Annotated in this window: 18 protein-coding genes; 16 read left to right on the top strand and 2 right to left on the bottom strand. The window is 62.9% G+C overall.

The window, feature by feature from the left end; all coding sequences use genetic code 11:
* The first annotated feature begins 95 nt into the window (after nucleotides 1–95).
* A complete protein-coding gene (locus E5720_RS05615; RefSeq protein WP_247596294.1) occupies nucleotides 96–692 on the top strand; it encodes an FHA domain-containing protein in 597 nt (198 codons plus the stop codon).
* On the opposite strand, the gene E5720_RS05610 is transcribed toward E5720_RS05615, so the two are convergent.
* The gene (locus E5720_RS05610; RefSeq protein ID WP_136169823.1) at nucleotides 675–1,613 is read right to left on the bottom strand and encodes an alpha/beta fold hydrolase; all 939 of its coding nucleotides are present in this window, start codon (nucleotides 1,611–1,613) and stop codon (nucleotides 675–677) included. The genes E5720_RS05615 and E5720_RS05610 overlap by 18 nt on opposite strands.
* Before the next feature lie 208 nt (nucleotides 1,614–1,821).
* Between E5720_RS05610 and shbA the strand changes: the two genes are divergently transcribed.
* Entirely contained in the window at nucleotides 1,822–2,418 is a 597-nt protein-coding gene (gene shbA / locus E5720_RS05605; protein ID WP_348769846.1) for an RNA polymerase sigma factor ShbA, read from the top strand.
* A 129-nt stretch (nucleotides 2,419–2,547) separates the two neighbouring features.
* On the opposite strand, the gene htpG is transcribed toward shbA, so the two are convergent.
* Complete coding sequence (gene htpG, locus E5720_RS05600) at nucleotides 2,548–4,485, bottom strand: molecular chaperone HtpG (RefSeq protein ID WP_136169822.1); 1,938 nt, start codon at nucleotides 4,483–4,485, stop codon at nucleotides 2,548–2,550.
* A gap of 123 nt (nucleotides 4,486–4,608) precedes the next feature.
* Between htpG and E5720_RS05595 the strand changes: the two genes are divergently transcribed.
* From E5720_RS05595 to E5720_RS05530, 14 genes are all read left to right on the top strand, one after another.
* A complete protein-coding gene (locus E5720_RS05595; protein ID WP_136169821.1) occupies nucleotides 4,609–5,709 on the top strand; it encodes an MBL fold metallo-hydrolase in 1,101 nt (366 codons plus the stop codon).
* 64 nt (nucleotides 5,710–5,773) lie between these two features.
* Nucleotides 5,774–8,194 carry an HAD-IC family P-type ATPase gene (locus tag E5720_RS05590; RefSeq protein ID WP_136169820.1) on the top strand — a complete coding sequence of 807 codons (2,421 nt, stop codon included), beginning with the start codon at nucleotides 5,774–5,776 and terminating at the stop codon, nucleotides 8,192–8,194.
* A gap of 35 nt (nucleotides 8,195–8,229) precedes the next feature.
* Nucleotides 8,230–8,418 carry an antitoxin gene (locus tag E5720_RS05585; protein ID WP_136169819.1) on the top strand — a complete coding sequence of 63 codons (189 nt, stop codon included), beginning with the start codon at nucleotides 8,230–8,232 and terminating at the stop codon, nucleotides 8,416–8,418.
* A gap of 34 nt (nucleotides 8,419–8,452) precedes the next feature.
* A complete protein-coding gene (locus E5720_RS05580; protein ID WP_136169818.1) occupies nucleotides 8,453–10,090 on the top strand; it encodes a Na+/H+ antiporter in 1,638 nt (545 codons plus the stop codon).
* Nucleotides 10,091–11,278, top strand: coding sequence for a lipase family protein (locus tag E5720_RS05575; RefSeq protein ID WP_136169817.1), 1,188 nt, complete (start codon nucleotides 10,091–10,093; stop codon nucleotides 11,276–11,278).
* Nucleotides 11,279–11,281: 3 nt separating this feature from the next.
* Nucleotides 11,282–11,677, top strand: coding sequence for an MmcQ/YjbR family DNA-binding protein (locus E5720_RS05570; protein ID WP_136169816.1), 396 nt, complete (start codon nucleotides 11,282–11,284; stop codon nucleotides 11,675–11,677).
* 11 nt (nucleotides 11,678–11,688) lie between these two features.
* A complete protein-coding gene (locus E5720_RS05565; RefSeq protein WP_168708410.1) occupies nucleotides 11,689–12,858 on the top strand; it encodes a histidine kinase in 1,170 nt (389 codons plus the stop codon).
* 28 nt (nucleotides 12,859–12,886) lie between these two features.
* Nucleotides 12,887–13,756, top strand: a complete 870-nt coding sequence (locus E5720_RS05560; protein ID WP_136169814.1) for a LytTR family DNA-binding domain-containing protein — start codon at nucleotides 12,887–12,889, stop codon at nucleotides 13,754–13,756.
* Complete coding sequence (locus E5720_RS05555) at nucleotides 13,753–14,118, top strand: DUF485 domain-containing protein (protein ID WP_136169813.1); 366 nt, start codon at nucleotides 13,753–13,755, stop codon at nucleotides 14,116–14,118. The genes E5720_RS05560 and E5720_RS05555 overlap by 4 nt, the downstream gene beginning before the upstream one ends.
* The gene (locus E5720_RS05550; RefSeq protein WP_136169812.1) at nucleotides 14,055–15,854 is read left to right on the top strand and encodes a cation acetate symporter; all 1,800 of its coding nucleotides are present in this window, start codon (nucleotides 14,055–14,057) and stop codon (nucleotides 15,852–15,854) included. The genes E5720_RS05555 and E5720_RS05550 overlap by 64 nt, the downstream gene beginning before the upstream one ends.
* Nucleotides 15,855–16,063: 209 nt before the next feature.
* Nucleotides 16,064–16,363: a DUF485 domain-containing protein gene (locus E5720_RS05545; protein ID WP_136172466.1), complete on the top strand. Its 300-nt coding sequence runs from the start codon at nucleotides 16,064–16,066 to the stop codon at nucleotides 16,361–16,363.
* Complete coding sequence (locus E5720_RS05540) at nucleotides 16,360–17,991, top strand: cation acetate symporter (RefSeq protein ID WP_136169811.1); 1,632 nt, start codon at nucleotides 16,360–16,362, stop codon at nucleotides 17,989–17,991. Before E5720_RS05545 ends, E5720_RS05540 begins: the two co-directional genes overlap by 4 nt.
* Nucleotides 17,992–18,071: 80 nt before the next feature.
* A complete protein-coding gene (locus tag E5720_RS05535; protein ID WP_136169810.1) occupies nucleotides 18,072–18,506 on the top strand; it encodes an SRPBCC family protein in 435 nt (144 codons plus the stop codon).
* A gap of 157 nt (nucleotides 18,507–18,663) precedes the next feature.
* Nucleotides 18,664–20,244: a VWA domain-containing protein gene (locus E5720_RS05530; protein WP_136172465.1), complete on the top strand. Its 1,581-nt coding sequence runs from the start codon at nucleotides 18,664–18,666 to the stop codon at nucleotides 20,242–20,244.
* Nucleotides 20,245–20,311 lie beyond the last annotated feature (67 nt).

The following is a 20,311-nucleotide window of genomic DNA, read 5'->3' as shown; positions in this document are numbered from 1 at the left end:
TGTTGGGGGCGGGCCGTTCGGCGTGCGTATGCTTTTCACGAACGTCCTGGTAAGGAGCGGAGGGAGGTGTGGTGAGCACCGAAGATAATGCGCGCCTGCAGTACGAAGGGTCCGACGGCGTGCGACACGAGGTGATCCTCTCGCCCGAGCGCGTCCGACTCACCGTCGGACGCTCCCCGCAGGCCGATATCGCGTTCGAAACCGATCACGAGGTCTCACGGCTTCATGCGGCCATCGAACGGATGGGAACGCACTGGACTCTCGTCGACGACGGACTGTCCAGGAACGGCACCTACCTGAACGGGGACCGGCTCACCGGCAGGAGAAGTCTGCGGCAGGGGGACACGATCCGCGTCGGTGGATCGACTCTGACCTTCCACGATTACTCCGGACTACGTGACGAGGCCACTCGCATCTCCGCGGACCTCCCCAAAGCGAAGACACTGACCGACACTCAACGTGCCGTGCTCGTCGCGTTGTGCAGGCCTTACAAACACAACGCGACGTTTGCAAACCCGTCGTCGAATCAGCAGATAGCAGCGGAAATCTTCCTGAGCATCGATGCGGTCAAGACTCACCTGCGCGTGTTGTTCGCCAAGTTCGGGGTCGAGGACTTACCGCAGAATCAGAAGCGGGTCAGGCTCGCCGAACGTGCCCTGCAGAGCGGTGGCATCTCACAACGCGATCTGTAGGGCGGCACCGGTAGTGGTTGCGGCGGTCTCCGCTGCCACGACGAGAGTACGGATCGCGTCGGCTACTTCTGCTGCGCGTTCGAGGATCACCATGTGCCCGGCGTTCTCGATACTCACCATTCGGGCGGCGGGCAGTAGGGCTGCAATGACATGCGAGTGGCGGATGGGCGTCATCAAGTCCTCGGACCCACACAGCACGAAGGTCGGTACGACGGCCAGGGCAGCGAGGCTGTTTCTCTCGTCGAAGTCGTGCAGTGAACCGAGGAATCCTGCCATCGTGACGACGGAGGTGTCGTTGAGCATCGCTGTCGCCAGTGCGACGACCCGTGGTCTGACGCGGCGGGATCCGCACCCGGCGGCCCGGACGATGGGGGCGCACACCCCCCGGCTCATGCGCTTGGTGATCCCCATGATCGACGGGGCACGTCGAACCGCGGACTGGAACATCGCGAGCAGCGGATGTGCGAGGCAGACGCCGAGGCCCTCCTCGGCCAACCCCGAGGATGCGGTGGCGACCAATCCAACGCCCACCAGGCGTTCGCCTACTTCGCCGAGGTGCTGACGGGCGTAGGACATCGTGGTCATTCCGCCCATCGAGTGCCCGACGATCACGTATCTGCCGGTCGGGACCACTGCTCGTACCACTGCTCCGAGGTCGCGGCCGAGAGTGTCTATCGTGTAGGACTCGGCGTCGGCGGACCCGGACGCACCATGCCCGCGGTGGTCGTAGAAGACCATCCGAACGTCTGCTCCCCATGACTGCTCGAGTTCGTCTCGGACGTCGAACCAGGATTCCATCCGTAGGCAGTGACCGTGCACGAACACCACTGTCAGGTCGGCATCGAGGCGTCCGCTCTCGTGTACGGCCAGCGTGGTGCCGTCGTCTGTGACGACTGTGCTGCGCCTGCGCTGCTCGTTCATGGGGGACTCCGATGTCTTCGATGGTCTCTACAGGTGATTCGCGGGAACCCCCACGTGTGTTACCTACATCACTGTGCCGCGGCGCTCGAGGCTTCGGAACGCACCTGAGAGGGGGTAGGTCCGCACCCCAGGGGTCACGATTTTCACCCTCGGGTGGGTATCGACCAAACCATCGACCGCACAGGATCGAACTACATACAGGCGCAGGGTGAGCAGGGAGGACGAGGCGATGACCGATGTCGACGTCGCAGAGTTGCTCGAGGCGCAGGTGGTGCTGGCGGTAGCCGGAGACCGCGTAGCGCTCGGCAAGGTGCTCGAACTGGTGCAGCCGCGCCTGAAGCGTTACTGCGCGGTACGGTTGGGCAATCTGGATGTCTCGGCCGACGACGTCGTGCAGGACGTATGCCTGGCGTTGGTGACTGCCGTTCCCAAATATCGCGACATGGGGCGGCCCTTCATGGCGTTCGTGTTCGGGATCGCGGCACACAAACTGGCCGACGCGGGTCGAAGAACAGCGGTTCGGCGGGCCTACTCGCTCGAAACGGTCACCGATGAATTGGTGTCCGAGGAAACGCCCGAGGACCGCGTTCTGGAAACCGAATTGCAGAGTCACGCGCAGGCGTTGATGGACACCCTGTCGCCGCAGCATCGAAAAATCATTCTGATGCGCGTCGTGTGGGGAATGACGGCCCCGGAGACAGGCCGCGCCCTGAATATGACCGCCGGGGCGGTTCGGGTGGCGCAGCACCGAGCGCTGAACAATCTGCGGTCGGAGTTGACCAATTTTTCTCTACTGTGCGCGTGAACGTGTATCGCCGGGGTAAGTGAACACCTTTTTTATCGAGTGAACCCCCAAGCTCTTCCGAGATCAAGGGGGTTCACTCGAGAAAAATAGTGCGCGGTCAGCGCGACAGCGGCACACTCACCGAGCCGACTAGACCGTCCGCGTCAACCGATCGGCAAGCAAGCGCGAGAACTTGGCAGGATCCTTGAGTTCGGTGCCCTCAGCGAGTAATGCTGTCGCATAAAGCAACTCGGCTGTCTCTGCAAGGGTCGGGTCCTCGCTGCGATCCTCACGCGCCTTCTTCAGACCCGTCACCAGATCGTGAACCGGGTTGAGTTCGAGGATGCGCTTGGACGGCGGAAGGAACTGTCCCGACGCCTTGTACATCTTCTCGAGTTGCGGCGAGAAGCTGAACTCGTCGCCGACGACACAGGCCGGTGAAGTGGTCAGACGTGAAGAGAGGCGAACCTCTTTCACCTCGTCACCGAGAGTCTCGGTCATCCACGTCAGTAGGTCGGCGAAGTCCTTGTCCTGCTCTTCGCGCTGGGCCTCGGCCTCCTTTTTCTCCTCCTCGGTGTCCAGGTCGACCTCGCCCTTGGAGATCGACTGGAACTCCTTGCCGTCGAAGTCGGGGACGTTTCCGACCCACACTTCGTCGACCGAGTCGGTCAGCAACAGCACTTCGAGGCCGCGCGCTTTGAAGGCCTCCATGTGTGGGGAGCTTTCGATCTGCGAACGGGATTCGCCCGTCATGTAGTAGATCTGCTCCTGGCCGTCCTTCATGCGGTCGACGTACTCTGCCAGCGTCGTGACGCCGTCCTCGGAGTTCGTGGAAGCGAAAGATGAAATGCCCAAGAGGGTTTCGCGGTTGTCGTTGTCCGAGATCAGGCCTTCCTTGATCGCGCGACCGAACTGTGACCAGAAGGTCTTGTACTTCTCGGGCTGCTCGGCCTGCATTTCCTTGATCGTCGCGAGCACCTTACGGGTGAGGCGACGACGGATCGCGCGAATCTGCCTGTCCTGCTGCAGGATTTCGCGGGAGACGTTGAGCGAGAGATCGGCTGCGTCGACGACACCGCGAACGAAACGCAGGTACTCGGGCATCAACTCTTCGCAGTCGTCCATGATGAAGACGCGCTTGACGTACAGATGTACGCCGGTCTTGCCCTCGCGCATGAACAGGTCGAACGGTGCCTGCGACGGAATGAACAGCAGCGCTTGGTATTCGAAGGTACCCTCGGCCTTGAATGGGATGACCTCGAGTGGCTCGTCCCAGGCGTGGCTCACATGCTTGTAGAACTCCTTGTACTCCTCTTCGGACACTTCGTCCTTGGAGCGGGTCCACAGCGCCTTCTGGGAGTTGACGGTTTCCGTCTCGATCGTGACGGTCTCTTCGCCACCCTCGCCGTTCTCGTCCTTCGGACTCGTGACCCTCTTCTCCACGTCGATGCGGATGGGCCAGGCGATGAAGTCGGAGTACTTCTTGACGAGTTCCTTGACCTTGCGCTCGTCTGCGTAGTCGTGGAGATGGTCCTCCTCGTCGGCAGGCTTGAGGTGCAGAGTCACCGAGCTGCCCTGAGGTGCGTCCTCGACGTCGCTGATCTCGTAGGTGCCCTCGCCGGTGGACTCCCACTTGGTTGCCGTGGCCTCGCCTGCCCGACGCGTCAGCAGTGTCACCTTCTCGGCGACCATGAACGTGGAGTAGAAGCCGATTCCGAACTGCCCGATCAGCTCTTCGGAGGCAGCTGCGTCCTTGGCTTCCTTGAGCTTCTTGCGTACTTCTGCGGTGCCCGACTTGGCGAGCGTGCCGATGAGGTCGATGACCTCAGCGCGCGACATGCCGATGCCGTTGTCGCGGATGGTGAGTGTGCGTGCCTCTTTGTCGATGTCGAGCTCGATGTGTAGATCGGAGACGTCGACGTCGAGGTCTTTGTTCTGATATGACTCGAGGCGCAGCTTGTCGAGTGCATCGGAGGAGTTGGAAATCAGCTCGCGTAGAAAGCTGTCCTTGTTGGAGTAGATGGAGTGAACCATCAAGTCGAGGAGTTGTCGCGTCTCCGCCTGAAATTCCCGCTGTTCCGTGGTCATGGGTAAGTGAGATCTCCTTCTAGGGCAAACGGTAAGCAAATATTCTAGTGCAAGGCTACGTCTGCGCGCATCTGGCGAGCTGGCCGCACCTCGCGCGAAGCGCGGCTGACCTACTGTGGTGCGGTGACGAAGAAAACGATAGTGCCGATCGCGCTCGCGGCTGCCGGTGCGGCCTGGCTGACCAGGGCTGCCTGGGGTTTGCCGGCGCAACTGGGAGCCGGGACCGCCAAGATCGCCCCGTATGCCGCGGGGTCCTCGCGATATCGTGACCGACGTTTCCACAACTCCGAGCCGAGTTCGAGCTTCACCGGAGGTGGCGACGAGTCGATCCTGCGGTCGCTGATGCGCGGTCGTTCGCAGGGGCGGCCGAGCCGTCCGGTTCCGCTCGCCCCGTTGATCGCGCCCGTCGATGCCGGCGATATCGCAGTGACCTGGTACGGCCATTCGAGCGTCCTCATCGAGGTCGACGGGGTCCGTGTGTTGGCCGATCCAGTGTGGAGCAACCGGGTATCTCCGTCCACGGTCGTCGGACCCGCGCGATTGCATCCGAGCCCTGCGCCGCTCGACGCGTTACCACGTGTCGACGTGATCGTCATTTCCCACGATCATTACGACCATCTCGACAAGGCGACCGTGCAGCAGCTCGCGGGCCTGCACGATGCACCGTTCGTCGTACCGCTCGGGATCGGTGCTCACCTTCTTCGGTGGCAAATTCCTCAGGACCGAATCATCGAGCTGGATTGGGACGAGCAGATCGAGGTCGCCGGGCTGACGATCACGTGCACCGAGGCGCGGCACTTCTCCGGACGTGGGCTCAGGCGGGATCTGACGCAGTGGGCGTCGTGGGCCTTCGCCGGCGCCTCGCACCGCGTCTTCTTCGGCGGCGACACCGGATACACCACCAAATTCGCCGAGATCGGTGCCAAGTACGGCCCGTTCGATCTCACGTTGTTACCGGTCGGGGCCTACGACCCACGCTGGGCGGACATTCACATGAATCCCGAGGAAGCGGTGCGCGCTCACGGAGACCTCGGCGGCGACGTTCTCGTCCCGGTGCATTGGGCGACATTCAATTTGGCGTTCCATCCGTGGTCGGAGCCGATCGTCCGATTGACCGCGGCAGCCGAGCAGTCGGACGTGAAGGTTGCGGTACCGATGCCTGGCCAACGGGTAGACCTCGCGCGGGGGTCGGTCGACGACCGTTGGTGGGCTCGGCTGGGCTGATCGACGGCCCAGTCTTACTTCTCGACGGCCCAGTCTTACTTCTCGACGGCCTAGTCTTACTGCCATGTCGATCGAAACGGACGCGCAGCGCGAGAACGGACTCACCGAAGCAGAGGTGGCGACACTTCGATCCGAGGGCAAGTCCAACGACGTCCCGGCCCGCGCGAGCCGGTCTGTCAAGGAAATCGTTCGTGGCAACGTCTTCACCCGCATCAACGCGATTTTGGGTGTTCTGCTGGCCATCGTGCTGTCGACGGGTTCGATCATCGACGGCATGTTCGGGCTGCTGATCGTCGCGAACAGTGGCATCGGCATCATTCAGGAGATTCGGGCCAAGAGAACTCTCGACGCGCTTGCGATCGTCGGGCAGAGCAAACCGGTCGTCAGGCGTGATGGTCGGTCCAGGGAAGTCGCGCCGGACGAGGTGGTGCTCGGTGACATCATCGAGCTGGGTTCGGGTGATCAGATCGTCGTGGACGGGGTGGCGATCGAATCGGACAGTCTCGAGATCGACGAATCGCTGTTGACCGGAGAGGCCGACACCATTCACAAGCAGGTCGACGGCGAGGTGTTGTCGGGGAGTTTCGTCGTCGCTGGGAGTGGTGCCTATCGGGCGACGAAGGTCGGTCACGATGCTTATGCCGCCAAGCTTGCCGACGAGGCGAGCAAGTTCACGCTCGTACATTCCGAACTGCGTAGCGGCATCGACAAGATTTTGAAATTCATCACCTATCTGATGATTCCGGCGGGCGCCCTGATCATCTACAACCAGTTGTTCTCGAGCGGACAGTCTCTCGGACCTGCGCTGAACGGCATGGTCGCGGCGTTGGTTCCGATGGTTCCCGAGGGTCTGGTGCTGATGACCTCGATCGCCTTCGCCGTCGGAGTGGTCCGACTCGGCCGGCGGCAATGTCTTGTGCAGGAACTGCCCGCGATCGAGGGTCTAGCGCGCGTGGATGTGGTGTGCGCCGACAAGACAGGAACGCTCACCGAGAACGGTATGCGGCTGGCGGAACTGCGGGTCGTCGATCCCGGTGATGCCGAGGTCCTGCCGCCGGTTCTCGCGGCGCTGGCGAAGGACGATCCTCGGCCGAACGCGAGCGTGCTCGCCATTGCCGAGGCGTACCCCGACGCTCCCGGTTGGACGCAGACCGCGGTGGCTCCGTTTTCCTCGGCAAAGAAATGGAGCGGATTGTCTTACGGCGACAAGGGGAATTGGCTGCTCGGCGCGCCGGATGTCCTGCTCGACCCGCAATCGGACACCGCGCGGGCCGCCGAGGAAGCCGGATCGGCCGGCCTGCGGGTCCTGTTGTTGGCGAGCAGCAACCTCCCCGTCGACGACCCCTCCGCCCCGGGCGAGGTGACGCCCCGCGCCTTGATCGTTCTCGAGCAGAAGGTGCGCACGGATGCCCGTGAAACACTCGAATTCTTCGCAAGCCAGTCCGTTGCCGTCAAGGTCATCTCCGGTGACAATGCGGTCTCGGTCGGGGCTGTCGCCAGTTCGCTCGGTCTGACAAGTTCGCCGATCGATGGACGCGATCTGCCGGAGAATTCGGAAGAGTTGGCCGACACCGTCGAGAATTCGACGACTTTCGGACGGGTGCGGCCGGATCAGAAACGAGCGATGGTCGGCGCGCTGCAGTCGCGCGGGCACACCGTCGCGATGACCGGTGACGGAGTCAACGACGTACTCGCCCTCAAGGATGCCGACATCGGTGTGGCTATGGGTTCGGGTAGCGCGGCAACTCGTGCCGTCGCGCAGATCGTGTTGTTGGACAACAAGTTCGCGACACTGCCGTATGTGGTCGGTGAAGGTCGCCGGGTGATCGGCAACATCGAGCGCGTATCGAACTTGTTTCTGACCAAGACCGTCTACTCGGTGTTGCTGGCGTTCCTCATCGGGCTGACCGGGGTGTTGTCGCAGATCTTCCACTTCGAACCGATTCCGTATCCGTTCCTCCCGCGGCACGTGACCATTGCGGCCTGGTTCACGATCGGTATTCCGGCATTCGTTCTCTCTCTTGCGCCCAACAACGAGCGTGCCCGAACCGGCTTCGTATCCCGTGTGATGCGTTTGGCGATTCCCTCTGGAGTGATCGTCGGTGTCGCAACGTTCGTGTCGTATCTACTCGCCTACCAGGGCGCCGACGCCACCGAAGCGCAAACCATCCAGGCGAGTACGACAGCATTGATCACCTTGATCATGATCGCGTTATGGGTGCTCGCGGTCGTCGCCAGACCGTACGTGTGGTGGAAGATCGCGCTGCTCGCGGGATCGGTAGTCGGCTACCTACTGCTGTTCACCATTCCGTTCTGCCGCACGTTCTTCAAGCTCGACCCGTCGAACGTCGCTATGACCACGTCGGCGATCGTCATCGGGGCCGTGGGTATCGTCGCGGTCGAGGCCGCCTGGTGGATCAGTGCCGCTCTGCACGGTGAAAAGCGTCGACTGTTCGGTGCCATGCCGGTGGGCGGAGCGACGTAGTCTTGTTGCCTATCCACGTACGAAAAGGAGCGGTCATGAGTTTTGCAGATTCGATGAAGGGCCTTATCGAAAAGGGGCAGAAAGCTGCCGCCGAGAACTCGGACAAGATCGAGCAGGCCGTGGACAAAGCTGGAGACTTCGTCGACAAGAAGACCGGCGGAAAGTACGCCGACCAGATCGACAAGGTCCAGGACGCCGCAAAGAACGCCATTCCGGACAAGTAATGGATTCGCGCTCGGTGGACGGCACAATCTAGCTGTGGACGGACCCATCCTGCTTCTCGTCGTCATCGCCGCTGTTGCCGTCGCTGGGTTCGCCAAGCGTCTCGACCTCCAGGTTCCGCTGGTTCTGGTCGCAGTGGGGTCCGTTGCATCGTTCATCCCGGGCGTGCCGCACGTGACGCTCGCACCGCAACTGATCCTCGGCGTCGTACTGCCGCCGTTGCTGTATTCGGCGGCACTGAACTTCTCGTTCGTCAGTTTCCGTAAGAACCTTGCGCACATTCTGCGGCTCGGGATCGTGATGGTTCTCGTCACGACCTTTGCCGTCGGTTACTTCGCCAACTGGCTGGTGCCGGAATTCACGCTCGGAGCGGCGCTCGTGCTGGGGGCAGTCGTCGCCCCGCCCGATGCCGTGGCTGCCATCGCGGTGGGCCGTAAGCTCGGGCTGCCGTCCCGGATGATGGCGATTCTCACCGGGGAAAGCCTCGTCAACGATGCCGCAGCGTTGACGCTGTTCACCTTGGCGGTCGCCTCGGTGACCGGGCAACGCATCGCCATCGACTCACCGGTCCTGTTCTTCGCATACGAGATCGTCGGTGGTGTCCTCGTCGGCCTCGTTCTTGCAGGCATAGTGCGGTTCGTCCGGTCTCGGATTCAGGACTCGGCGCTCGAGACCGTCCTCGGGCTCGTGCTTCCCTTTGCGGCGTATCTGGCCGCCGAGGAGATTCACGCCTCGGGTGTGTTGGCCGTCGTCACAGCTGGTTTCGTGTTGGGCCGCGTGACGGCCGATGTCGCGGTGACAACCAGAATTCAGGAACGTCAGGTGTGGCCGACGCTCGACCTTCTGCTCGAGGCGTTCGTGTTCGCCTACATGGGTTTGCAACTGAAGTTCGTCATCGAGGACGTTCGAGCGGACGGCCTGCCGGTGCTGCATATCTTCGCGTATGCGCTCGTGATTCTCGCCTTCGTCATCGCCGTGCGTCCAGGGTGGATATTTCTCAACACCGGTCGCCGGATCCTGGTGCAAAAATTGGTGCGCAAGAACAAACCCGAGAACTCCGACGCGCCCGGCCTGACGTGGCGCCAAAACCTCGTCCTGTCGTGGGCCGGGATGCGCGGCGTGGTGACACTTGCTGCGGCGGCCGGTGTTCCGCTCGTCACGGACGCAGGAGATCCGTTCCCCGGGCGTGGAGTCATCCAAGCCGTTGCCTTCGTCGTCGCGGTCGGCACCTTGCTGATCCAAGGGTTGACGCTTCCGCATCTGATTCGTCGCTTGGACGTTGCCGACCCACTCGAGCAGCAGCAGCACGACGAGCAGTGGGCTCTCGCGAGGGCCATCTCCCGCACATCGGCCGAAAAGTACATGACAGCCGCTGCGCGCGAGGGCCTTCCGGGTGTGAGTGCAGAATCCGTCGATGCCGTTCTCGAACGAGTGCGAAGATCAGTCCGCGCCCGAATGGACGCCGACGAAACCGAGGACCATGAGGAACGGGCAGCCGCTGCAGGGGCACTGTTCGACGCGCTTCGCCGAAACGTTCTGGTGGCGCAGCGTGCCGCCCTTGTCCAAGCGCGAGACTCCGGCGAACTCGACGACGAGGTTCTTCGAGACGTCCTCGACGGTCTCGACGTCGAAGAGGCTGCCGCCGAGGCTCGCATCGATCGTAGGAACAGGTAGATGCGTAAGACGATAATGGCGGCCTTTTCGGCGCTGACTCTCTCGGTGCTGACCCTGACGGCCTGCGCTCAGCCCCGAGCGGTGACACTCCCACCCGCTCCCGCTCCCGCTGCGCCCGTAGGCGCCGAGCGCGGTTCGATCGTCTCATCGGTCGAGATGGGGCATACCGATTTTGCGGTCCGCGTCCTCGGTGCCACCGCCACCCGCGTCGTGTATCGGTCGACATCGGGAACAGGTGATACCGGCACCGAGGTGTCGGGAGTGGTGTTCGTGCCGAAAGGGGCACCACCTGCAGGCGGTTGGCCGATCGTGTCCGTCGGGCACGGCACGACCGGGGTCACGGACGAGTGCGCGCCCTCGCTCTACCCGAACCTGTTGGGCACCATCGGCACGGTAACGCCGTTCCTCGAACGCGGCATGGTGGTCACGGTGACCGATTACGAAGGCCTCGGGACGCCGGGGGAGCATCCCTATCTCGATCCCGATGCAGCGGCCCAAAACATCGTCGATGCCGTCCGAGCAGCACGCAATGTCGTGCCCGATGCCGGAAACAGGTGGGGTGCCGTCGGCAACTCGCAAGGTGGACAAGCGGTGTGGGCCGCTGCCGAGCGCACGGACTACGGCGACGGTCTCGATCTCGTCGGCAGTGCTGCGCTGTCGCCTGCGCTCGATCTCGCCCCGATGTTCGATATCGGCGCGTCGAACACTCTCGCTCGAATGCTGTTGGTCCCTTTTCTGGTGGACGGGCTCCGCTCACGACAGCCGGACGTTTCCGACTCGGACTACATCAGCGGCGCCCTGGTGACAGATCGGCGGGCCCTGACGGCGTGCACGGACCTGCTCGGTTTTCAGAAGGCGGAAGCAGCAACGCGATTGATGCCGGGCGACGCTGAGCCCACTACCGAGGCCGCACGTATCACGATGGTCGACTGGCTGCGCTCGGTAGCACTGCCACGAACCCCGACTGCGGTCCCGCTGTTGGTCGTCGTCGGCGAGCAGGATCAACTGATCGACCCGAAATGGACACAGGACGCCGTCACCCAGGCATGCTCGATGGGTGACGTCGTCGAACTTCGTCGATCGCCGGACCAGGGTCATTCCGATGAAGGCGCGACGAACGACGCAGTGGAGTGGCTCAGCGCTCGTTTCGCGGGCCAACCCGCAAGCGATACCTGCCAGGGAGGCTGAAGGATGCTCGATCGACCGACACCAGAGGCCGCCGAGCCACTGCTGATGTTGCGCGCGCTGTGCATGGCGCTGCCGGAGGCGACCGAACGCGTCAGTCACGGCGAGCCTGCATGGTTCGTCCGTAAGTCACCGCAATTCGTCATGTTCGCCGACCATCATCACGACGACCGCATCGGGTTCGTGGCCGCAGCACCTGCAGGGGCACAACAGGATTGGATCGCTCGTGATGGGATTCGATTCTACGATCCACCGTACGTCGGCGGTCGCGGCTGGATCGGGGTGTACCTCGACGTCGAACAGGACTGGGAGCAGATCGCCGATATCGTCGAGGATGCTTACCGCACCGTCGCGCCGAGAACGCTCGTCACCCAACTCGATGCGGAGCGGCAACCGGAGTGAGTTCTGCGCTCATGTGGTTCGCCGTGATCGTGGCGTTCGCAGTCGTCGCCATCGCCGTGATCAGCCTGCGCGGACGCCGCGCACTGACGACGCCGGAGGAGCGGGCAGTCCATTCCACGTTGCACACTGCCTCACTCGCGGCACGGCCACTTCGGCAGGGACTGGGCCCGGAATCCGCAGCTGAGGCTGCCCCTCATCTACGTGCACTGACCGGGACCGACGCACTCGGGGTGAGCGATTCGGACGGCGAACTGTTGACCTGGAACGGTCCCTACGACGAGCTGTCGGAGCTCTTTCGCCAAGCTGCTCGACGCGCGATCGACGGTGAGCGTCGGGTGCTGCTGGCGTATCCGCTGGGTGGGGACCATGCGGTACGCGCGCTGATCGCCCAGCCCTTGCTCATCGAGGACGTCGGAGTGGTCGGTGTTCTCGGTGCTGTGACGACGAAGGTGCCGGGGCCCGGCACGCTGGGCGCTATAGCCGAGGTCGCGCGCTATGCGTGTGGCCAGATCGAACTCGCCGAGCTCGACGCATCCCGCGCCAGGTTGGATCGTGCCGAGGTACGGGCACTGCGAGCGCAGATCAGCCCACATTTCATCTACAACGCCCTCGGCACCATCGCCTCGTTCGTGCGAACGGATCCGGATCGGGCACGTGAACTGGTACTCGAGTTCGCCGACTTCACGCGATACTCGTTCCGCACCGCAGGAGAGTTCACCGTCCTCGCCGACGAGTTGCGCAACATCGACCGGTATCTGACGCTCGAACGGGCGCGCTTCGGCGATGCGCTCCAGGTGACCCTGCAGGTAGCTCCCGAGGTGCTGGGCGTCGCGCTGCCGTTCCTGGCACTGCAGCCGCTCGTGGAGAACGCCGTACGGCACGGGCTCGCCGGACACCCCGGCGGCGGCAGCATCACGATCGTGGCGGCCGACGAGGGCACCGACTGTTTGATCAGCGTCGAGGACGACGGTGTCGGGATGGATCCGGAACTGCTGCGTGCAGGCTTTCCGAGCACCGACTCCGACGGGTCGACCCACGCTCACGTCGGGCTGTCGAACGTCGACGATAGGTTGCGTGCTGCTTTCGGCAACGACTACGGCCTCGTCGTGGACACCGCGCCGGGATCGGGTACGAAGGTGAGCATGCGGGTGCCGAAATTCAAAGCAGGTATTCGAGCGTGACCTCCATCTGGCAACATGAGCGGCGCCCATGACTACGACCCCCGACGCCCCGGCTCATCCCCGTCTGACTGTGCTCGCAGTCGACGATGAGAAACCTGCGCTCGATGAGATTGCATACCTGTTGAACAGGCAGGATGTCGTCGGCCAGGTCTACACGGCTTCGGACGCAACCACGGCTCTGCGACGGCTACAGCAGCAACCGGGCCCGTCCTCACCCGTCGTCGATGCTGTATTTCTCGATATCAACATGCCGGGTCTCGATGGCTTGGAGCTCGCTGGAATTCTCGCGAACTTTGCTCGGCCACCTGCTGTGGTGTTCGTGACGGCACACGAGAACCGTGCAGTTGCTGCGTTCGATCTCGGCGCCGTGGACTATCTGCTCAAACCCTTGCGCGAGGAGCGGCTCGCCGAGTCGTTGCGCAGGATCGTCGCTGCGGGTCGACGCACCGACGGTCGGGAGTCTGTGGGGAGCGACGAGGTCATTCCCGTGGAACTCGGCGGCACCACGACACTGGTGCAGCGCTCGTCCGTCGGGTGGGTCGAGGCGGAGGGCGACTATGCCAGGCTGCACACCACCGGGGGGTCGCACCTCGTTCGGATTCCGATCTCGACGCTCGAAAGCCGTTGGGCCGACATCGGATTTTTGCGGGTGCACCGTTCCTACCTCGTGTCCTTGGCATTGGTGACGGGCATCAAAAGCGTCGGATCGGGCCTGGTGGTTTGCCTACGAGCACAAGGCGAGCTTGCTGCCGCCGAGCTGCCGGTGAGCCGCAGACATGCCCGCGAGCTGAAGGACCGTCTTGTTCGCGGGCCGCTACAGGCATGGTCCAAACCGGCCGGGCCCAAACAGTCTTGGTCCAATCAGTCTTGGTCCAACCAGTCTTGGTCCAACCCATGACGGATGCGAAACCCGCGCGGCAGCGCGTGATCCTCGCGCAACGGCGTGGGGCAAGAATAGTGCGCACCCGCGTCGAAGTGCAGGAACAGACCGAAGTGGGCGACGCGATGGTGAGAAGCCTCGTGCGCGCGCAGTTGTGGTTGTCGATCCGATCGGCCGCACTGGCGTTGGGTGTACTGTTCGCGATTCCGCTTGTCGGACTGTTGGTTCCAGCATTCGCCGATGCAGTGGTGTTCGGGATACGACTGCCGTGGTTGGTACTCGGCGTGCTGATCTACCCATTGCTTCTCGGTGTGGGATGGATCTACGTTCGCCAGGCGGAGCGCAACGAACACGAGTTCACCGATCTCGTGGACGACTAGCCGTGGCAGTGCCGTGGGTAACGGTGGCGGCGTTGTTGGCCGCCGCCGTCGCTACCGTCGCGATCGGAATCTACGGCGTCCGATTGGCCCGTACCACCTCCGATTTCCTTGTCGCGTCACGTACCGTCGGGCCGCGGTGGAACGCCGCGGCGATCTCGGGGGAGTACCTTTCCGCGGCCTCGTTCCTCGGAGTCGCCGGGCTCATCGCCAAATACGGCGCCGACGCGCTGTGGTATCCGATCGGCTTCACCGCCGGCTACCTCGGCCTGCTGTTGTTCGTCGCCGCACCGCTACGACGAAGTGGCGCATACACCGTTCCCGACTTTGCCGAATTCAGGCTGGGATCACTGTGGCTCCGCAAGCTCGCGATGGTCGTCGTCGTCGTCATCTGCGCGCTCTATCTGGTTCCACAGTTCCAAGGCGCGGGGTTGACGCTGAACATTCTCCTCGGCGTACCCGGATGGGTCGGCGCAGCGTTGGTCGGTGTCATCGTCATCGCGAATGTGGTGGGCGGCGGCATGCGCTCGATCACCTTCGTGCAAGCGTTCCAGTACTGGCTCAAGCTGACTGCTGTTGCCGTCCCCGCCGTTGTCCTGGCATTACACTTCTACGGCGACGATCGCGTGGTGGGGAGTTCGGCCCCGCCGACGGTCGACCGCGAGACCACCGTCGAGATCAGCACAGATGTTCTGGTGCAGGTGGATTCACGCATCGAGGTGACCGTGTACGGCACTGTCGACGACGAACCGGTGGGCGGCAGGATTGTCCTCGACGGCGGCACCCACGAACTGGGTGAGGGGACATCGCTGATTCTCGACGCGGATTCTCCGGTGCCGGTGGTCGCAGGTGCGCCGACGATCGATCGCGAATGGGCTTCGCCCGGTTGGGGTCTCGGTGGAACGCATCCGATGTATCAGGTCTATTCGCTGATACTCGCGACGTTCCTCGGCACCCTGGGTCTACCGCACGTGTTGGTGCGGTTCTACACCAACCCCGACGGGCGTGCGGCCCGGCTGACCTCGCTCGCCGTGCTCGGCCTTCTGAGCATCTTCTACCTGTTTCCCACGCTGCTCGGAGTGTTCGCGCGCCTGTACGTGCCCCAACTGCTGATCACCGGCGCTTCCGATGCGGCGGTGCTGTTGTTGCCGGGGTCGGTGCTGTCCGGGGTGGGCGGGCAACTGCTCGCTGCCCTCGTCGCGGCCGGTGCGATCGCCGCATTCCTGTCCACGTCCTCGGGCCTGTTGGTAAGCATCGCCGGGGTGCTGAGCACCGACGTTCTGCGGGGCAGGGTCCGAGACTTCCGCATCGCTGCGATTCTCGCGGGGGTGGTCCCGCTGGTTCTGTCCCTCGGGCTGGTCTCGCTCGACTTGTCCAGGACGGTGGGTCTGGTCTTCGCCGTCGCCGCGTCGACGCTGTGTCCGCTGCTCGTGCTCGGTATCTGGTGGCGCGGCCTGACTCCGGCCGGGGCGGCGTCAGGACTGATCGGCGGCGGCGTCCTATCGCTCGGCGCCGCGTCGTTGTCGGTGTTCGGCATTCCCGATCGATTGTGGGGCGGTTGGGCCACTGCGATTCTGGGCTACCCGGCCGCGGTCAGCGTGCCGATCGCGTTCGCTCTGATGATCGTGGTGAGCAAGGTGACGTCTTCGTCGATTCCGGCCGACGTCGGCCGAATCTTCACCAGGCTTCATGCACCCGAACGTCTCGGCGTCGGTCGCGATCGTGAGCAGGAGTTGTGAGTCCGTTCGCCGTTTCCACGCGACCGTTCGGCGCACAACCCGACAGCTGAACGTGTGATCGCCACCACTGCATCATTTTGTGAGCTGGCTCTCCTACCGTTGCCTCTGAAGATGTGAGTCACAGCCCGTGACGAGCTAGATGAGGAGCTGACAAGGTGACACGACCGGATACTTCACCGCCGCCACCGGATGCGCAGGCATTCATCGACATGCAGGCGAGTCCGGAGTTTCAGGAGCTACGACGTAGATTGCGCAGCTTCGTCTTTCCGATGACGGCGTTCTTTCTCCTCTGGTACCTCGTGTACGTCTTGCTCAGCACCTACGCGACAGGCTTCATGTCCACTCTCGTATGGGGAAACATCAACATCGGCCTGTTGCTCGGTCTCGGACAGTTCGTCACCACCTTCGCGATCACCGGCATCTACGTGAGATTCGCGAACCGTGAACTCGACCCACGCGCGCTGGCCCTGCGTACCGAGATGGAAGCCTCCCAGGAGTTGAAGCGATGAATCTCGCGCAAGCAGCAGACACGACAGTCGGCGAGCCGATAGTCAACATCTCCATTTTCGTGGCCTTCGTGCTCATCACGATGGTCGTCGTCATCCGGGCCAGCAAGAAGAACACCACGGCGTCGGAGTTCTTCACCGCAGGCGGTGGATTCTCCGGACCGCAGAACGGTATCGCGATTGCCGGTGACTACCTTTCTGCCGCAAGCTTCCTCGGTATCGCAGGCGCGATCGCCGTCTATGGGTACGACGGCTTTCTGTATTCCATCGGCTTCCTCGTCGCGTGGCTCGTCGCCTTGCTGCTGGTCGCCGAATTGCTCAGGAACACAGGCAAATTCACGATGGCAGACGTCTTGAGCTTCCGGTTGCGGCAGGGGCCGGTGCGTACGGCTGCTGCACTGTCGACGCTGACGGTCTCGCTGTTCTATCTGCTGGCGCAGATGGCAGGCGCGGGCGGTCTCGTTGCCCTCCTTCTCGATATCTCCGACCGCACCGGTCAGTCGATCGTCATCGCGATCGTCGGTGTGCTGATGATTGCGTACGTCCTCATCGGCGGAATGAAGGGCACGACGTGGGTGCAGATCATCAAGGCGGTGCTCCTGATCGTCGGCGCCGCATTCATGACCGTTCTCGTGCTGGCGAAGTTCGGACTCAACTTCTCCGAGCTCATCGGTAGTGCGCAGACCATGGTGTCCGGATCCGCCGACAGCGCAGTAGCAGCACGCGACATCATCGAACCGGGCGCGCAGTACGGCGGCAGTGCCACCTCCAAGCTCAACTTCCTCTCGCTCGGTATCGCACTGGTTCTCGGAACCGCAGGTCTACCGCACGTTCTGATGCGGTTCTACACCGTGCCTACCGCGAAAGAAGCTCGACGCAGTGTCGTGTGGGCGATCGCCCTCATTGGTGCCTTCTACCTGTTCACCCTCGTCCTCGGTTACGGTGCTGCCGCGATCGTCGGACCCGACCGGATCCTCGCGTCGGCAGGTGGCCAGAACTCCGCTGCACCACTGCTCGCCTTCGAACTCGGTGGCGTCATTCTCCTCGGCGTCATCTCGGCAGTAGCGTTCGCGACGATCCTTGCCGTCGTCGCAGGATTGACGATCACCGCGTCGGCATCCTTCGCCCACGACATCTACGCCAGCGTCATCAAGAAGGGCAACGTCGACGAGAAGAAGCAGGTCAAGGTTTCGCGCATCACGGCCGTCGTCATCGGTGTCATCGCCATCGGCCTCGGAATTCTTGCCAACGGTCAGAACATCGCATTCCTCGTGGCACTGGCATTCGCCGTCGCGGCGGCAGCGAACCTTCCGACCATCCTGTACTCGTTGTTCTGGCGTCGGTTCAACACCACCGGCGCACTGTTCAGCATGTACGGCGGTTTGATCTCGACCATCGTCCTGATCGTCTTCTCGCCTGCAGTGTCCGGCTCGAAGACCTCGATGATTCCCGGGTCGGATTTCGCCTGGTTCCCGCTGTCGAACCCGGGCATCGTATCGATCCCACTCGCGTTCATCCTCGGCATCGTCGGCACATTGATTTCGAAGGATTCGGAAAGTAAGGCGAAGCAGGCCGAGATGGAGGTCCGTTCCTTGACCGGCATCGGCGCAGAGAAGGCCTCAGCCCACTGACCTTGGGTTTTACCAATCGAGACGCCCGTGTATGTGCTCCTCACACGGGCGTCTCGACGTGTCCGGCTACGATCCGTGCTGTGGCCAAGCTCAAAGTGACCGCCGACGTCCCCCTCGACCCGGCACAAACGTGGACGCATGCGTCCGATCTCTCCGACTACGACAAGTGGCTTTCGATTCACGAGGCGTGGCGCGGTGACCTACCCGCCGAGCTCGCCGTCGGCACCACTCTGGACTCGGTCGCCAGCGTCAAAGGCATGCGAAATCGGGTGCGCTGGACCATCGAAAGCTACGACCCGCCGAACAAGCTGAAGCTGAAGGGCAACGGCAAAGGCGGCGTCAAGATCGCACTCGTGCTATCGGTGAGCGCTGCCCGAAACGGCGGATCGCAGTTGACTCTCGACATCGATCTCGGCGGCACACCCCTGTTCGGTCCCATCGGCTCCGTTGTCGCACGAGCTCTCAAAGGGGACATCGAGAACTCGTTGAAGACCTTCGAGTCGCTCTACGCATAACGCGTGCAGGTCAAAGCCGCGATACGCTTCGGCGAGCCGCGCAGTGGGGGTCTGATCGGAGGCTCCAGCTCATACGGAGAGGTTCTTCACAATGCCCGGTAGACACAGTTCAGCGAAACATAGTGCCGCTAGCTCGGCCACCAACTCGACGGGATTGGTGAAGTACGGCGTCCTCGCTGTCGTACTCCTGGTGATCGTCGGTGTCGGCGTCTTCGCCGCGCAGAAAGCATTCGGATCCGGATGCAAGGATCCATCCACCTACACCCTTGCTGCCGACCCGGCGATCGCGAGCGTCGTGAAGGGCATCGTCGACGACACGTCGGCCGAGGATCTCGGTTGCGCAAACATCGAGGTGACGGCCACCGACTCGGGAGAGGCATCCGCTGCCGTGTCCAAAGGCGTGGATGTCCCCTCGCTGTGGATACCGGATTCGGCACTCTGGGTGGGTAAGACAGTCCGGGCGACCGGTTCGCTCGTCGATGTCGCCAGTCAGTCCGTCGCGAGCTCGCCTGCGGTGATCGCCGCTCGCCGAGACGAGGTGCCGTTCTTCGACACCTGGCTCACCGCGCTACAACTCAAAAGTCTCCGGATCGGAAATCCGTTGACCAACACCATTTCCGATGCTGCGATCCTCGGTGCTCTCGCCGAGGCCGGTGCAGACGCCGCCACTGTCGACTCCGTATCCGCTGCCCTGGTCCCGATCGCGCAGGCGCAGGCTTCGACGAGAGGCGAAGCAGATCCGGTTGTTCGCCTCGACGAGATGTCGGCCGATGGTGGAGTTTCCGTCGTCTCCGAACAGACGCTGGTGGACTACGAGAAGTCGACCGGCACCGAGCTCGGCGCCACGACACCGCCGCCGGGTAGCTTCTTCCTCAATTACCCACTCGCCGTCACCGAACCCGCCGGTGACTCTCACGAGAGCGCCAAGACCGTCGGACTCGCCGTCGCCGATGCACTTGGCTCCTCTTCCGGCCTGGCAGCGCTGTCCGACGCGGGCTTCCGTCCACCGGACAACACGCCTCTCAGCGACGGCCGCGGTGTCGGAAAGATCCTGACGTTGACCATCGCCGACCAGCAGACCGCCGAGGCGACGTTGCGGCAATATCAAGTGCTGGCCCTGCCGTCGCGAACTCTGGTGATGGAGGACGTTTCCGGTTCGATGGCCTACGGTGCCGGCGCGGACACGCGCATCGGATTGACCGTTCAAGCCAGCGAAACGGGAAGCAAGCTGTTCCCCAACAATGCGGCGATGGGGCTGTGGGCATTCTCGATCGGCCTCGGCGGCGGCAGCCAGGACTACAAGGAATTGGTTCCGATTCGCCGTCTCGACGAAGACGTGAACGGGACCTCGCAACGCAACCTCGTCGTCCAGCAGATCGCCACCCTCCCGGGTCTCGTCGGCGGGGGTACTGGCCTGTACGACACGACTCTCGCCGCATTCCGCAAGGTCAAAGAGGGATACGACCCCGACTACATCAACAGCGTGATCATCCTGACCGACGGTTCCAACGAGGATCCCGGCAGCGTCGGACTCGAGGAATTGCTGTCCACACTCCGTTCGGAACAGGATCCGACGAAGCCGGTCATCATCGTCACCATCGGAATCACGGACGACGCCGACGCTGGAGTTCTTCAACAGATCTCTTCGGCCACCGGCGGTACAAGCTTTTTGGCTCGAAATCCAGCAGAAATTCCGAATGTATTCGTGAATGCTCTCAAAAGTCGATCAGGTCGCTGATTTTTGGGCTTTTTTGGGGTAAGCGTCTCCATATGTCGCATTTTGGTGCATGATGCAGGTCGCTGCT

Origin of the sequence: Rhodococcus sp. PAMC28707, from assembly GCF_004795915.1 — a bacterium.
Classification (GTDB): Bacteria; Actinomycetota; Actinomycetes; order Mycobacteriales; family Mycobacteriaceae; genus Rhodococcoides.
The sequence above is the reverse complement of the archived record's forward strand: the minus strand, read 5'-3'. Positions and strand labels throughout refer to the sequence as shown.

Coding starts and splice junctions, on each gene's coding strand:
- E5720_RS05610 (WP_136169823.1), bottom strand. CDS start 1,613: ATGAACGAGCAGCGCAGGCGCAGCACAGTCGTCACAGACGACGGCACC.
- htpG (WP_136169822.1), bottom strand. CDS start 4,485: ATGACCACGGAACAGCGGGAATTTCAGGCGGAGACGCGACAACTCCTC.
- E5720_RS05590 (WP_136169820.1), top strand. CDS start 5,774: ATGTCGATCGAAACGGACGCGCAGCGCGAGAACGGACTCACCGAAGCA.
- E5720_RS05585 (WP_136169819.1), top strand. CDS start 8,230: ATGAGTTTTGCAGATTCGATGAAGGGCCTTATCGAAAAGGGGCAGAAA.
- E5720_RS05575 (WP_136169817.1), top strand. CDS start 10,091: ATGCGTAAGACGATAATGGCGGCCTTTTCGGCGCTGACTCTCTCGGTG.
- E5720_RS05570 (WP_136169816.1), top strand. CDS start 11,282: ATGCTCGATCGACCGACACCAGAGGCCGCCGAGCCACTGCTGATGTTG.
- E5720_RS05565 (WP_168708410.1), top strand. CDS start 11,689: ATGTGGTTCGCCGTGATCGTGGCGTTCGCAGTCGTCGCCATCGCCGTG.
- E5720_RS05560 (WP_136169814.1), top strand. CDS start 12,887: ATGACTACGACCCCCGACGCCCCGGCTCATCCCCGTCTGACTGTGCTC.
- E5720_RS05555 (WP_136169813.1), top strand. CDS start 13,753: ATGACGGATGCGAAACCCGCGCGGCAGCGCGTGATCCTCGCGCAACGG.
- E5720_RS05550 (WP_136169812.1), top strand. CDS start 14,055: ATGGATCTACGTTCGCCAGGCGGAGCGCAACGAACACGAGTTCACCGA.
- E5720_RS05545 (WP_136172466.1), top strand. CDS start 16,064: ATGCAGGCGAGTCCGGAGTTTCAGGAGCTACGACGTAGATTGCGCAGC.
- E5720_RS05540 (WP_136169811.1), top strand. CDS start 16,360: ATGAATCTCGCGCAAGCAGCAGACACGACAGTCGGCGAGCCGATAGTC.